At 35.2% G+C, this 13,346-nt stretch carries 14 protein-coding genes; 1 reads left to right on the forward strand and 13 read right to left on the reverse strand.

The window, feature by feature from the left end:
• Positions 1-283: 283 nt before the first annotated feature.
• From ASD98_RS23765 to ASD98_RS18900, 5 genes are all read right to left on the reverse strand, one after another.
• Positions 284-406 (reverse strand): FeoB-associated Cys-rich membrane protein, encoded by a 123-nt coding sequence (locus ASD98_RS23765; RefSeq protein WP_073486019.1) that lies wholly within the window; start codon positions 404-406, stop codon positions 284-286.
• 6 nt (positions 407-412) lie between these two features.
• A complete protein-coding gene (gene feoB, locus ASD98_RS18885) occupies positions 413-2,512 on the reverse strand; it encodes a ferrous iron transport protein B (RefSeq protein ID WP_056207343.1) in 2,100 nt (699 codons plus the stop codon).
• Entirely contained in the window at positions 2,512-2,751 is a 240-nt protein-coding gene (locus ASD98_RS18890; protein ID WP_056207345.1) for a FeoA family protein, read from the reverse strand. Before ASD98_RS18890 ends, feoB begins: the two co-directional genes overlap by 1 nt.
• 103 nt (positions 2,752-2,854) lie before the next feature.
• On the reverse strand, positions 2,855-3,520 hold the full coding sequence (locus ASD98_RS18895; RefSeq protein ID WP_056207346.1) for an SCO family protein: 666 nt from the start codon (positions 3,518-3,520) through the stop codon (positions 2,855-2,857).
• Between the two features lie 205 nt (positions 3,521-3,725).
• Entirely contained in the window at positions 3,726-4,649 is a 924-nt protein-coding gene (locus ASD98_RS18900) for a DMT family transporter (protein ID WP_056207348.1), read from the reverse strand.
• A 202-nt stretch (positions 4,650-4,851) separates the two neighbouring features.
• Here ASD98_RS18900 and ASD98_RS18905 point away from each other — a divergent pair, with 202 nt between their 5' ends.
• The gene (locus ASD98_RS18905; RefSeq protein ID WP_056207350.1) at positions 4,852-6,912 is read left to right on the forward strand and encodes a M13 family metallopeptidase; all 2,061 of its coding nucleotides are present in this window, start codon (positions 4,852-4,854) and stop codon (positions 6,910-6,912) included.
• Between the two features lie 59 nt (positions 6,913-6,971).
• Here ASD98_RS18905 and ASD98_RS18910 read toward each other — a convergent pair whose 3' ends face one another.
• The 8 genes from ASD98_RS18910 to hemE all read right to left on the reverse strand — a co-directional run bounded on the left by ASD98_RS18910 (position 6,972) and on the right by hemE (position 13,285).
• Positions 6,972-7,370, reverse strand: a complete 399-nt coding sequence (locus ASD98_RS18910; protein ID WP_056207352.1) for a c-type cytochrome — start codon at positions 7,368-7,370, stop codon at positions 6,972-6,974.
• A gap of 1 nt (position 7,371) precedes the next feature.
• Positions 7,372-8,364: a porphobilinogen synthase gene (gene hemB, locus ASD98_RS18915; RefSeq protein WP_056207354.1), complete on the reverse strand. Its 993-nt coding sequence runs from the start codon at positions 8,362-8,364 to the stop codon at positions 7,372-7,374.
• 99 nt (positions 8,365-8,463) lie between these two features.
• Entirely contained in the window at positions 8,464-9,351 is an 888-nt protein-coding gene (locus tag ASD98_RS18920; RefSeq protein WP_056207453.1) for a fructose bisphosphate aldolase, read from the reverse strand.
• A gap of 32 nt (positions 9,352-9,383) precedes the next feature.
• Positions 9,384-10,310 (reverse strand): DUF4421 family protein, encoded by a 927-nt coding sequence (locus ASD98_RS18925; protein WP_242412141.1) that lies wholly within the window; start codon positions 10,308-10,310, stop codon positions 9,384-9,386.
• Positions 10,311-10,312: 2 nt separating this feature from the next.
• Positions 10,313-11,215 (reverse strand): oxygen-dependent coproporphyrinogen oxidase, encoded by a 903-nt coding sequence (gene hemF / locus ASD98_RS18930; RefSeq protein ID WP_056207357.1) that lies wholly within the window; start codon positions 11,213-11,215, stop codon positions 10,313-10,315.
• Entirely contained in the window at positions 11,205-11,756 is a 552-nt protein-coding gene (locus tag ASD98_RS18935) for a GNAT family N-acetyltransferase (protein WP_056207359.1), read from the reverse strand. Before ASD98_RS18935 ends, hemF begins: the two co-directional genes overlap by 11 nt.
• 2 nt (positions 11,757-11,758) lie before the next feature.
• Positions 11,759-12,136 (reverse strand): hypothetical protein, encoded by a 378-nt coding sequence (locus ASD98_RS18940; RefSeq protein ID WP_056207455.1) that lies wholly within the window; start codon positions 12,134-12,136, stop codon positions 11,759-11,761.
• 123 nt (positions 12,137-12,259) lie between these two features.
• A complete protein-coding gene (gene hemE / locus ASD98_RS18945) occupies positions 12,260-13,285 on the reverse strand; it encodes a uroporphyrinogen decarboxylase (RefSeq protein WP_056207362.1) in 1,026 nt (341 codons plus the stop codon).
• Positions 13,286-13,346 lie beyond the last annotated feature (61 nt).

The following is a 13,346-nucleotide window of genomic DNA, read 5'->3' on the forward strand; positions in this document are numbered from 1 at the left end:
ATCTGGTAACTCTATTGTCTCTTGCAATTTCATTTTTTTCGAACTTTGTCATTTTTTTGATTTTTTTGCAAAATTAATTTGCGCTGTATCAGGAACTAAGCCGTAAAAGTTTTTTAAACATTAAAATAAGGCATTTTCTTTATGAGGGATTTGTAGAGCATAAAAAAAGCTTCACAAAGAATTTTAAAATCTCTGTGAAGCTTTGTGTTTATTTTAGTGAAACTCTGAGAAATGAGGAAACCTTAGCAACTCAGAATCTCAGCAGCTTAGTACCTTAAAAAAACTAAGAACATCCGCAATTGCCATCACCACAGTCTTTTTTCTTTTTAGATTTCCAAAAGAATTTTCTAATTAAAAAGCCAACGGCGATAAATAATATGACAAAAGCTATAATTTCTTGTATCATGATATTTTATTTTAAAAATTGATACGCTAAAAGCGCTGTAACATAAGCAAGTCCGGTCATAAAGAAAAGCTGCATTACGGGCCATTTCCATGAATTTGTTTCTTTCTTTGTAATGGCTAAAGTACTGGCGCACTGCATCGCAAAGGCATAAAACAATAACAATGAAATTCCAGAAGCAAAATTAAAGATTTTTTCTCCCGTTTCCGGATTTACCTCTTTCTGCATTTTGCTCTTAATTGTTGATTCGTTGTCGCTGTCTCCAACACTGTAAATAGTGGCTAATGTTCCAACTAAAACTTCACGGGCAGCAAAAGAACTAATAATCGCAATCCCAATTTTCCAGTCGTAACCAAGCGGAGAAATTACAGGTTCAATAGCTTTCCCCATAATTCCGATATAGGAGTTCTCTATTTTTTGAGAAGCAACTTCATTTTCAAACTGAACTTCGTTTAAAGTTGTATTGGCAAATCTTTCTTTTACGATAGTTTCTGCATCGTTAAATTCTTTTCCGGGTCCAAAAGAAGCTAAAAACCACAAAATAACAGATATTGCCAAGATGATTTTACCTGCGCCCAAAACAAAAGCTTTGGTTTTCTCGACAACATTGATTCCGACATTTTTGAAAAGCGGCAATTTATAACTTGGCATTTCTACAACGAAATACGTTTTCGAATCCAGTTTCAGAATTTTATTTAAAATATAAGCAGAGATTATTGCCGTTACAAATCCTAGTAGGTACAATAACATCAACGACAATCCTTGCAGATTTAAAAATCCCAGAACACGTTTATTCGGAATCACTAATGAAATCATAATCGCATAAACCGGTAATCTTGCAGAACAAGTAGTGAATGGCGTTACTAAGATCGTAATAAGGCGTTCTTTCCAGTTCTCAATATTTCGTGTCGCCATAATGGCCGGAATCGCACAAGCAGTTCCTGAAATTAAAGGCACAACACTTTTTCCCGAAAGTCCAAATTTGCGCATGATTTTATCCATTAAAAATACCACACGGCTCATGTAGCCGCTTTCTTCCAAAATAGAAATAAACAAAAACAAGAAAGCAATCTGCGGAATAAAAATAATAACACCGCCAATTCCCGGAATAATTCCCTGCGAAAGCAAATCGGTCAAAATACCGCTTGGTAATTCTTTTGCAACCCAGCTGCTTAACGAAGCAAAAGTAGCGTCAATAAAATCCATCGGAATTGTTGACCAGCTGAAAATAGATTGGAAAATAATAAATAATATTCCAAGGAAAATAGCATAACCCCAAAACTTGTGTGTTAAAACACGATCCAGTCTGGCTCTAAAATCTGTCGCAGCTTCAGTGTCAATTTTTAAACCTTCTTTTAAAACATCATTTATAAACTGATACCTTTTTATGGTTTCTTTTTGCTGCAAACGCTTTAACTCTGAATGTGATTTGGTAAAAGTGTTTCGAATTTCATTTCGGTCTAAATTTGAAAAATTGACATCCTGCGTAATTACCAGCCACAATTTATACATTAATTGATTTGGAAATGCATGCTGCAGTTTTTCAAAATATTCAGGATCAATTACTGATGCATTTAAGCAAGGTTCGTGTGGAACAGTTTTATAAGAAACAATTAATTCTTTTAATTCCTCAATTCCTAAACCTTTACGTGAACTTACTAAAGCAATTTTAGTTTTTAGTTTTTCTTCTAAAAGCGGAATATCCAAAGAAATTCCCTTGCTTGCCATACGGTCAGACATATTGATAACCAAGATCGTCGGGATTTCAAGATCTTTTATCTGCGTGAAAATCAGTAAGTTTCTTTTCAGATTTTCAACATCGGTTACTACAATAGCAACATCAGGATATAATTTGTCGTTTTTGTTTAGTAAAAGCTCAATTACCACGCTCTCATCCATCGAACTAGCGTTCAAACTGTATGTCCCTGGTAAATCCAGAATGTTAGCTTTTACGTTGTGAGGCAATTTACAAAACCCGATTTTTTTCTCAACCGTGATTCCTGGATAATTTCCAACCTGCTGATTTAAACCCGTAAGCTGATTAAAAACAGAAGTTTTCCCTACGTTAGGATTTCCGATAAGGGCAACATTGATATTCTGAACGCTCATTATGAATTGTTTTGGATAAGTTCAACTTCAATTTCACGAGCGGTTTCAATACGAATAGCAACATGCGAACCGTTAATGTCTAAATATAAAGGATCTCCAAAAGGAGCAATTTGTAAAAGTTCGACTAAGCTGCCTGGTAAACAACCCATCTCTAATAATTTTAAAGGAATCAAATCGATATCAAAATCTTTGATAATGGCTTTATCGCCTTTTTTCAGGGTGTGAATAGTATTTTGCAAGCTTATTTAGATTGAATTTAGATTACAAAAGTAGGTAATAAATCTTTATCCCAAGATAATAATCAGGTTTGAAAATGCTAAATCTTTCTAAAAATAAGGGATTTTACTCTTTTGATAAGAAATCTATGTCTTCAAGCAGACGTGTAATATCTTCTTTTTTTGTTCCGTCATAAAATCCGCGAACGCGTCTTTTTTGATCAACTAAAACAAAATTCTCTGTGTGAACCATATCATACAACTGATCTGGGCGTCCCAATTTTACAGCCAGGTAAGATTTTCTGGCCATCGTGTAAATCTCTTTTTTATCTCCGGTAACCAAATTCCATTTGCTGTCTACAACTCCATATTTTACCGCATAAGCCTTTAAAACCGAAACGCTGTCAACTTCAGGAAAAACAGTATGTGAAAGCAGCATTACTTTTGGATTGTTGAGAACTGCTTTTTGAACATCGGCCAGATTGGTTGACATTTTTGGACAGATAGATCCGCAGGTTGTAAAGAAGAAATCGGCAACATAAATTTTTCCTTCGTAATTTTTCTGGGTAATGGTATCTCCGTTTTGGTTTATAAACGAAAAATCAGCAATCGTGTGGTATTTACTTTTGTATTGAATGGTGCTGTCAACCAATTCCGGATTTACATCGGCAGGATTATAAATCGGAAGTGTTTTTTGTGGTTTTAAAGCTGAATAAAATAAAGATATAGTGACTACAGAAAATACAATTAATACAATGAAGAATTTGCGGTATTTATAAAGAAGCGATTTCATAAAAATAATTTGGCGCAAAAATACGAAAAGAGCATTTTAAAAGGGATAATTATGACGCTTTTTAACAGGTTTTTTTAATCTCGCAAAGTCGCAGAGGCGCAGAGTTAAATTTTTTAAGCTTTGCGTTTTAAGTTTGCTAAGCGTATTAAAGATCAACGATCTTTAAACTTAAATAAAAACTTTGCGTTTCTGCGACTTTGCGAGATTAAATTTTAGGCTTTCGAATAGATTTATTCACCATATACAATCCGGTTAAAGTTACAGCCGAACCAATGGCAATAGCCTGAGTAAGCGTTTCGCCAAAAATGATCGAACCCAAAATCATCGCAACAATTGGATTGATGTAAACGTAAATACTGCTGATTTCTGTTGGAAGATGCTGCAGCGTGTAGATAAAAGCAATGAAGGTTAAAACAGAACCAATAATTACCAAATACCCAATTGCCCACCAGGATTCTGAAGGGATTTCGCTTAGCGGAATATTAACTCCGGCTGCTTCTGTAATTCCAAAAAGAAATATACTTGAAATCAGCATTTGCAGCCCCAAACTAAAATACGGATTAAAACTCGCTGCTTTTTTCTTGGTTTGCAAAATTCCAAAAGCCCATGTAATCGTTGATGCCGTCATTAAAAGAATTCCGAATTGAAAATCCGGTCTTAAGAAGTCGGCAATATAATCGATGAAAATAATACAAATTCCCCCAAAACTGATTAGAATTCCAAACAAGGCCATTTTTGCAATTCGTTCCCCATTAAAAAAATTAATAATAATAATCCAAATTGGAAAAAGAGCACTGATGATGGCGCCCAATCCGCTTGTCATATATTTTACGCCCCAAGTACTCAAACCGTTGCTGCAAACAAAATTCAAAATACTCAAAACAATAATGGTACGCCATTGTTTTCCTTTTGGCCAAGGCTGTTTCTTCAGCAAAAAATAGCCCACATAAATTAGTCCGCCCAAAAATTGGCGAATTGTTGCCAGCTGCAATGCCGGCATATGCTTAACACCTTCTTTTGAAGCCAGCCACGTTGTTCCCCAAAAAAAACTTACCCAGCATAAAGCCATAATAGGTAAACCAATAGCTTCAATTTTTCCTGAAACGGCATTCTGAATTTTTTCTCTCATTTTAACTTTAAATCTTTAAACAAATATTCCAAAAACAATTTCAATAATCATTGAAAAGCAAGCTTTTAATTCATGAAAATAATCGATGGTTTCTATTAAAATGTTATAGAAGAATACTTACACATTATTATTGCATAAATTTTAACATAGAGTTACAAATTTTAACGATATGTTTGTGTATACACTCGAAACACATTTATAAATGAAAAAACAACTTACTAAACCTTTGTTTTGTGCTTTTTCTGCAATGCTTTCTTTTACAGCAATCGAAGCGCAAACCACTGCGGCAAAAGAACCTGGTATCAATGTATCTTACATGAATACCAAAATTAGTCCGAGCCAGGATTTTTTCCAATATGTAAACGGAACATGGCTGAACCAGACAGAAATTCCAAGTGATCGTACAACTTGGGGAAGTTTTAATGAATTGATTAAAAAGACAGACAAAGATGTAATGTCTATTTTAAAAGATGCATCAAAAAATCCAAAGTATAAATCAGATACTGATCAGGGAAAAGCTGTTAACTTATTCCTGACCGTTTTGGATACTGTTGGCCGCAACAAAGCAGGAATTACTCCTTTGAAAACGTATTTGAAAAAGATTGATGCCATTAAAAATGTTGCAGATCTTCAAAAGTTTTTGGTTGAAATGGAACCTGAAGGAGGTTCTGGATTCTTCGGGATTTATATTGGAGCCGATGAAAAAAACAGTTCTAAAAATTCAGTAAGTCTTGCCGTAAGTCAACTAGGACTTCCTGATAAAGATTATTATACTTCAGAAGATAAAGATTCTAAAGAAAAACGTGCTAAATACGAACTTCACGTAGCGAGAATGCTGCAGTTTATTGGAGAATCTCCAGAAAAAGCAAAACAAAGCGCTGCGGAAATTCTGGCTTTTGAAACCGAATTATCAAAACCAAGATTAGACCGCGTTGAAAGCAGAGACAGCCGTTTGCAGTATAACCCAATGACGGTTGCGGAACTTCAAAAATTAACTCCGGCTATAAAATGGGATGCTTATTTTGCGGGAATTGGTCTGGCAAAATTAGATACTGTAGTGGTTATAGAACCTAAATACATGAAAGCTTTGCAAACTGTATTTACTGAAAATAAAGTAGCGCAGTGGAAAGAGTATCTAAAGTGGGATTTATTAAATTCTTCATCTACAAAATTATCAACGGATATTGAAACTGCTAATTTTGATTTTTACAGTAAAACTTTAAGGGGAGCAGTAAAACAATTACCACGCGAAGAGAAAGCTTTGCAAGTTGTAAACCGTGGTATTGGTGAAGCACTTGGTAAATTGTATGTAGAAAAAGTATTTCCTGCTGAAGCAAAAACCAAAGCACTTGATATGATTCATAATGTTATAACGGCTTACCAAAACCGTATTAACAATTTAAGCTGGATGTCTAAAGACACAAAGGCAAAAGCTATCGAAAAACTAAACAAAATAACTATAAAGGTTGGTTATCCTGATAAATGGAAAGATTATTCGGCACTTCAAATTAAAAACGTTACCGATGGCGGAAGTTATTTTGAGAATTCAAAAAGCTTAGCCATATGGAATTTTAAGAAAGGTATCGCAAAATTGAGCAAACCGGTTGATAAAACAGAGTGGGGAATGTCTCCGCAAACGGTAAACGCTTATTACAATCCATCGTATAATGAAATTGTATTTCCAGCTGCCATCTTACAGCCGCCATTTTATAATTACCAAGCTGATGAAGCTGTAAATTATGGAGGAATTGGAGCGGTTATTGGCCACGAAATTTCACATGGTTTTGATGATTCCGGAGCACGTTATAATGCAGAAGGAAATCTTGTTGACTGGTGGACGCCTCAGGATTTAGAACAATTTACAAAATTAGGTTCTGAATTGGCAGATCAATACAGCGCTTTAGAGCCATTACCGGGAATTCATGTGGATGGTAAATTTACTTTAGGTGAAAATATTGGAGACTTAGGCGGAATCAATGCGGCTTATGATGGTTTACAATTGTATTTGAAAGCACATGGAAATCCGGGATTAATCGACGGATTTACTCCGGAGCAGCGTTTCTTTATTTCATGGGCAACCGTTTGGAGAACTAAATCCAGAGACGAAGCTATTAAAAACCAAGTAAAAACAGATCCGCATTCACCGGGAATGTACAGAGCTTATGTTCCAATTCAAAATGTTGATGCTTTTTATGAAGCTTTCAGTATTAAAAACGGAGACAAAATGTTTGTAAGTCCAGAAAAACGAGTAAAAATCTGGTAACATCAATAAATAGAAACGGCGCTGATTCAGCGCCGTTTTTTGTTTTAATACAAAGTCAATTATTGTAAATGACTGTATATGTAAGTTTCAATTGCTTTTAATTCTTCGTCAGACATTGCTTTTGTCACAGGAAAATTAGTCTGCATTACCGAAAACTGGCTCGGATCAACAATTGGATCTGCGTTTCCTTTTAAGAATGTCGAAATATCTCCTTTTTTGTCTTTGTAGATTTTGGCAATTTCCTTAATGCTCGGCCCGATGATTTTTTGATCCGGCTGATGACATGAAGTGCAATTTCCTCTTCCTTCAAAAATTTCTTTTCCTAAAACTTCAGGTGTTTTGGTTTTCGCCGATTCTCCTTCAGAATATGCTTCTGTGGTTTGATCTGTACTTTCTGAAACTTCTTTTTTACACGATGCAAATGCTAAAACGGCAGATAAGAATAATACTTTTTTCATTTTATTTATTTAAAAGTATTGAAGCTTCTTTTGCAAAATAAGTGGAGATAATACTCGCACCTGCACGCTTAATGCAATAAAGTTGCTCTATCATAATTTTATCGTGATCTAACCATCCTCTTTCAGCTGCGGCCTTTACCATTGCGTACTCACCAGATACTTGGTAAACTGCAACTGGAACATGAACGGCATTTTTTACCTCACGAACAATGTCTAAATACGCAATTCCCGGTTTTACCATAACGATATCTGCACCTTCTTCAATATCTAATAAAGCTTCACGAATTCCTTCAATTCGGTTAGCATAATCCATTTGATACGTCTTTTTATCTTTTGGAATATTTTGCGAATCTACCGGAGCAGAATCTAATGCATCACGAAATGGTCCGTAAAATGCCGAAGCATATTTTGCACTGTAACTCATAATTCCCACGTTATGGTGACCATTTTCTTCTAACGCTTTTCTGATTGCCAAAACTCTTCCGTCCATCATGTCGCTTGGCGCTACGAAATCTGCACCGGCTTCTGCATGGCTTAAACTCATTCTGGTTAAAGCATCAACAGTTGCATCGTTGATTAATTGACCGTTTTCGATGATTCCGTCATGGCCATAAATGGAATATGGGTCTAAAGCCACATCCGGCATTACAATCATTTCCGGAACAGCATCTTTTATCGCTCGAATGGTTTGCTGCATTAAGCCATCTTTATTCCACGCTTCTGTTCCTTTATTGTCTTTTAAGTTTTCGCTTACTTTTACATAAATGTTTACGGCTTTAATTCCTAAATCCCAAGCTTCTTTTACTTCTTTGATTGTATTGTCTAATGAATGGCGATAAATTCCAGGCATTGATGGAATAGCAGATTTGATATCTTTTCCTTCTGCAACAAACATTGGAAGCATAAAATCTTGTGGACTTAAGCTTGTTTCACGAACTAAAGAACGAATTGATTCGTTGGTTCTTAAACGACGGTTTCTTTGTAATGGGAACATGTTTTTTTGTTTAAAGTTTCAAGTTTCAGGTTAATTTGAAATTGAATATTGTTATTATAATTGTTTTTTATTTTTTTGACTTTCAAACTTTCGACTTACTTATGTTATTGAAGCTTCATAAATTTCTTTAATGGTCTTCTCTAATTTGGTATTAAATACAGCATCTGATTGATTAGCAAAAAGTCCTTCAGATAAAGCTCTTGAAAAACTAGCAATCAATCCGTGGTTTTGCGAAAGCTTTTCATTGGCTTCTTCCTGACCATATCCGCCGGACAAAGCGACAACTCGCACAACATGCGGATCAGATATTAGTTCGCTGTAAAAATCATTCACAGTTGGAATAGATAATTTCAGCATTACTTTTACATCTTTGTCTAATGCATTAAGCTGTTTTTGTATTTCTTCTTTTAGAATTTCTTCTGACTTTTTCTTGTCTGCGCTGTAAATATCGACTTCGGGTTCGATAATAGGTATAAGTCCTTTTGCAAAGATTTGTTTACCTACTTTAAATTGCTGTTCCACGATTTCACGAATTCCAACGGCATTGGCTTCTTTAATAACAGAACGCATTTTAGTACCAAAAACATTTCGATCTACAGCACGTGTCAGCAATTCATCAAGATTTGAAATTGGCTTCATTAACTGAACTCCGTTTGATAAATCGGCAAGACCTTTATCAACTTTTAAAAACGGAACTATTTTCTTTTTCTCCCACAAATAATCGGCAGTCCATTCTCCGTCAATTTTGCGGTCCATAGTGTTTTCAAACAAAATAGCACCCAAAATATATTGGCTGTCAAAAGCCGGACTTTTAATAATTCTGGTCCTCATTTCATGTACAAGAGTGTACATTTCTTCATCATTTGTGTAACTGCTTTCCTCAACGCCATATTGCGATAATGCCTTTGGCGTGCTGCCGCCGCTTTGATCTAATGCTGCAATAAATCCTTTTCCGGAATTCATGCGGTTTAATTGTTCTACGTTCACCTTTTCCATAATTTCTTATTTTAGATTAAACATTACAAACCTATTTTATCATTTACTTTATCATAAACCTTTTTCACTTCTTTTGGAGGATCAAATCGATAACCTACAGAAAGTTTTAAAGTGGCAATATTATCGTTCAGTCGCGGATCGACTTTATCATCCTGAGAAAAACTTACCGAATTAAGGCTTGCAAAACCAAAGAAACGGTCATTATTATAAGCCAGTTTTAAATTTAAGTCTGCCTGATATAAAGCAGATGTATCTCCGTCAATATCATTAATTCCGGCACCCAAAGCAATTCCTGCTCCAATTAAAACCCTGTCACTAATTACAAAATTATAGAAATAAGATGGTGCTAAAGTAAATACATACATATCTCCGGGAGATGTATCGGGAGTATTCAAGTCTAAATTGGTATAATAAAATGAGAAAGTCGGAATAAAACTTCCGGAGCTTTTGGTCTGCCATTCGTTTTGGCTTACCAATGTTTTAAAAGAGAATTTATCATTAAAAATATAAGATGTCGATCCGCCAATTTTTGTAGTTCGCATTTTCGGCAGTTCTGCAGTTATATTATCATCACTGATATAAAATCCCTTTTGATTGATGAAAGTGAACGACTGCATCCATTTTTTATAGTAAAAACGGGTATTAAAATTAAAATGCTTAGAATCAGAATCGCCTTTATTACCAGAAAGAAATTTAGGTGCGAAACCGACCGAAATATCAATGATTTTATAATTCAGATTAAAACCAATCTGTTCTCTTCGATTCGGAATAAGATTAAGATATGTTTTGGGCTCCTGAGCATCCGAAGCAATTTGAAAACTATTTGAAGTGTCTAAATAATAAATACTGGCGGTAATTTTATCATTATATGATTTAAAATACGGATTTTGCAACGAATCTTTTTGGGCAAAACACCCAAAAACGCTGACAAAAAACGCTATATAAATCATTTTTAGATCCATTCTCGCTGATTTTCTAAGACATTTACCAACTTTTCTTCTTCACTTCCAGCTTCTGCATGATGATCGTATACCCATTGCACATGTGGAGGAAGACTCATCAGGATACTTTCAATTCTTCCGTTTGTTTTTAAGCCGAATAAAGTTCCTTTATCATGAACCAAATTGAACTCGACATAACGGCCTCGGCGAATTTCCTGCCAGGTTTTGTTTTCTGGAGTGTATTCTAAATTTTTTCTTCTTTCGACAATCGGTACATAAGCCTCAAGGAAACTATTTCCGACTTCTGTTACAAAATTGTACCAGTTTTCCATCGACATTTGTTCATTTGCTTTGCAATAATCAAAAAATAAACCGCCAATTCCACGCGCTTCATTTCGGTGTGCGTTCCAGAAATACGAATCGCATTGTTTTTTATATTTTGGATAAAACTCCGGATTATGTTTGTCGCAAGCCGTTTTACAAGTTTGATGAAAGTGTTTTGCATCTTCTTCAAACAAATAATAGGGCGTTAAATCCTGTCCGCCGCCAAACCATTGTTCAATTACATTTCCAGACTCATCATACATTTCAAAATAACGCCAATTAGCATGTACAGTTGGTGTCATCGGGTTTTGTGGATGAATAACCAGACTTAATCCGCAGGCAAAAAAATCTGCCTCGCCAACGCCAAACATCTTTTGCATCGTTTCAGGAAGTTTTCCGTGAACAGCAGAAATGTTTACGCCGCCTTTTTCAAAAACAGCACCGTTTTCAATAACGCGCGTTCTTCCGCCGCCGCCTTCCGGACGTTTCCAAAGATCTTCACGGAATTTTGCAGTTCCGTCAACAGCCTCTAATCCGGCACAGATTTGGTCTTGTAATTGTTGTATGTATGCGTAAAATTTATCTTTCATTGTATTTGTATTCTGATTTAAGCAAGCCGAAATAAACAGTGTTTTGCAATTCGCCATCGCCATTTCTAAATTCGTCCCGTAAAATTCCTTCTTGTATAAAATTGTGTTTCAATGCAATTCGCTGACTTGCAAAATTAATTTCTGATGTACAGATAAAAACCTTGTTCATCTTCAATTCATTGAAACAAAATTCAAGTGCATCCGAAACCATTTTTGATGTAATCCCTTTTCCCTGAAAATCTTCATCTGTAAAATAACCTAATTCACATTTCGAAATGCGATAATCTATAGTTTTTACGCATAAATAACCAATTAGATTATTTGTTTTAATATCTCGGGCGAAGAAATAATATCCTTCGCTATTTTTTTCCTTGTCTTTATTAACTGAAATAAAATTTTCTGCTTTTTCTGGTGAGTCAGAATTAGCAAGCGTTACGGGGAAAGTTTTTCCAATGTGATTTTTATTCTTATCGATGAGTTTATAAAACTCATTGGGAAGAATATGTTCAATTCGGTCTATTTTCCAATCTGTAAAACTCATCTTTATCTGTTTTTTAGAGAAGCAATTTTAGTATTGATTCCAAAGGAAAAAACGTTGCTTTCTCGCTGAATATATTGGTAAATAGCTAAAGCGTTATCCTCAAAATCATAGTTTTGAACTTTTGAAAAATCCATTAAAAAATCAGCAAATTGCTCTAATTGATTAAAATCTAAATGCCGGCGAACTAATAAAGTTATTAATTCTTCATCTTGATAATCAACTAAAGTTTCAATATTTAACCCAAATTCTTTTAAGTGATTTTCAATATCAAATTTTTCCTCATCGGTTAAAGGCTGAGGTACAAAATAAAGAGAGCGCAATGTTTTCAGGACATTGTCAATTCTAATTGCTTCGTCGTCTCTTAGGCCTTTGTTGAGCATATTCGCACGTTTTAAACTTGCAGGTTTTGGGGTTATCTGCAAACCCCGGATTAAAATCCGGGGCTACAAAATCAATCGTTCCTTCGGAACTTTATATAGTTTATTTAATATTAAAACTGATTACTAAATACCGTATTCTTTAACTGCGTCAATAAACGCTTTTGCGTGATCTACAGGTATATTTGGTAAAATTCCGTGACCTAAATTTACAATATATTTATCTTTTCCGAACTCATCGATCATTTCGTGAACCATTTTTTTGATGGTTGGAATTGGAGAAAGTAATCTTGACGGATCAAAATTTCCTTGTAAAGTGATATTTCCGCCAGACAAATAACGTGCATTTCTAGCCGAACAAGTCCAGTCTACACCAAGAGCAGAAGCACGGCTTTTACCCATTTCGCCAAGAGCAAACCAGCATCCTTTTCCGAAAACAATAACGGGTGCAACATCCGCTAAAGCCTCAACAATTTGATTAATATATTTCCATGAAAATTCCTGATAATCAACTGGAGAAAGCATTCCTCCCCAAGAATCAAAAATCTGAACGGCATCAACTCCTGCTTTTACTTTTTCTTTTAAGTATAAAATAGTGGTATCAGTAATTTTTTGTAATAAAGTATGTGCTGCAGCCGGATTTGAAAAACAGAATCCTTTTGCCATATCAAAACTTTTAGAACCTCTTCCTTCAACAGCGTAGCATAAAATTGTCCAAGGTGAACCAGCGAAACCAATTAAAGGCACTTCGTCATTCAGCATTTCTTTAGTCAATTTAATGGCATCCATTACATAACCAAGACTTTCCTGAATATCCGGAACATAAACTCTATGAACATCGGCCATAGAACGAATCGGATTTGGAACAAACGGACCAATATTTTCTTTCATTAAAACTTCGATTCCCATTGCCTGTGGCACAACTAAAATATCCGAGAATAAAATAGCAGCATCCGGAGCAATTCTGCGAATGGGCTGAACTGTGATTTCGGCAGCTAATTCCGGAGTCTGACAACGTGTGAAGAAATCATATTTATCACGCAAAGCGATAAATTCCGGTAAATATCTTCCGGCTTGACGCATCATCCATACCGGCGGACGCTGAACAGTTTCTCCTTTTAATGCTTTTAAAAATAGGTCGTTTTTTAACATTTTTTTCTTTGCTTTAGGCTTTAAGCTTTAGGCTTTAAGCGGTGTTTGTCTATAATTTTTG

The sequence above is a fragment of the Flavobacterium sp. Root186 genome (genome assembly GCF_001428525.1).
Taxonomy (GTDB): domain Bacteria; phylum Bacteroidota; class Bacteroidia; order Flavobacteriales; family Flavobacteriaceae; genus Flavobacterium.

Coding starts and splice junctions, on each gene's coding strand:
- ASD98_RS18905 (WP_056207350.1), top strand. CDS start 4,852: ATGAAAAAACAACTTACTAAACCTTTGTTTTGTGCTTTTTCTGCAATG.
- ASD98_RS18935 (WP_056207359.1), bottom strand. CDS start 11,756: ATGAGTTTTACAGATTGGAAAATAGACCGAATTGAACATATTCTTCCC.
- feoB (WP_056207343.1), bottom strand. CDS start 2,512: ATGAGCGTTCAGAATATCAATGTTGCCCTTATCGGAAATCCTAACGTA.
- ASD98_RS18925 (WP_242412141.1), bottom strand. CDS start 10,310: ATGATTTATATAGCGTTTTTTGTCAGCGTTTTTGGGTGTTTTGCCCAA.
- hemE (WP_056207362.1), bottom strand. CDS start 13,285: ATGTTAAAAAACGACCTATTTTTAAAAGCATTAAAAGGAGAAACTGTT.
- ASD98_RS18910 (WP_056207352.1), bottom strand. CDS start 7,370: ATGAAAAAAGTATTATTCTTATCTGCCGTTTTAGCATTTGCATCGTGT.
- ASD98_RS18895 (WP_056207346.1), bottom strand. CDS start 3,520: ATGAAATCGCTTCTTTATAAATACCGCAAATTCTTCATTGTATTAATT.
- hemF (WP_056207357.1), bottom strand. CDS start 11,215: ATGAAAGATAAATTTTACGCATACATACAACAATTACAAGACCAAATC.
- hemB (WP_056207354.1), bottom strand. CDS start 8,364: ATGTTCCCATTACAAAGAAACCGTCGTTTAAGAACCAACGAATCAATT.
- ASD98_RS18900 (WP_056207348.1), bottom strand. CDS start 4,649: ATGAGAGAAAAAATTCAGAATGCCGTTTCAGGAAAAATTGAAGCTATT.
- ASD98_RS18940 (WP_056207455.1), bottom strand. CDS start 12,136: ATGCTCAACAAAGGCCTAAGAGACGACGAAGCAATTAGAATTGACAAT.
- ASD98_RS23765 (WP_073486019.1), bottom strand. CDS start 406: ATGATACAAGAAATTATAGCTTTTGTCATATTATTTATCGCCGTTGGC.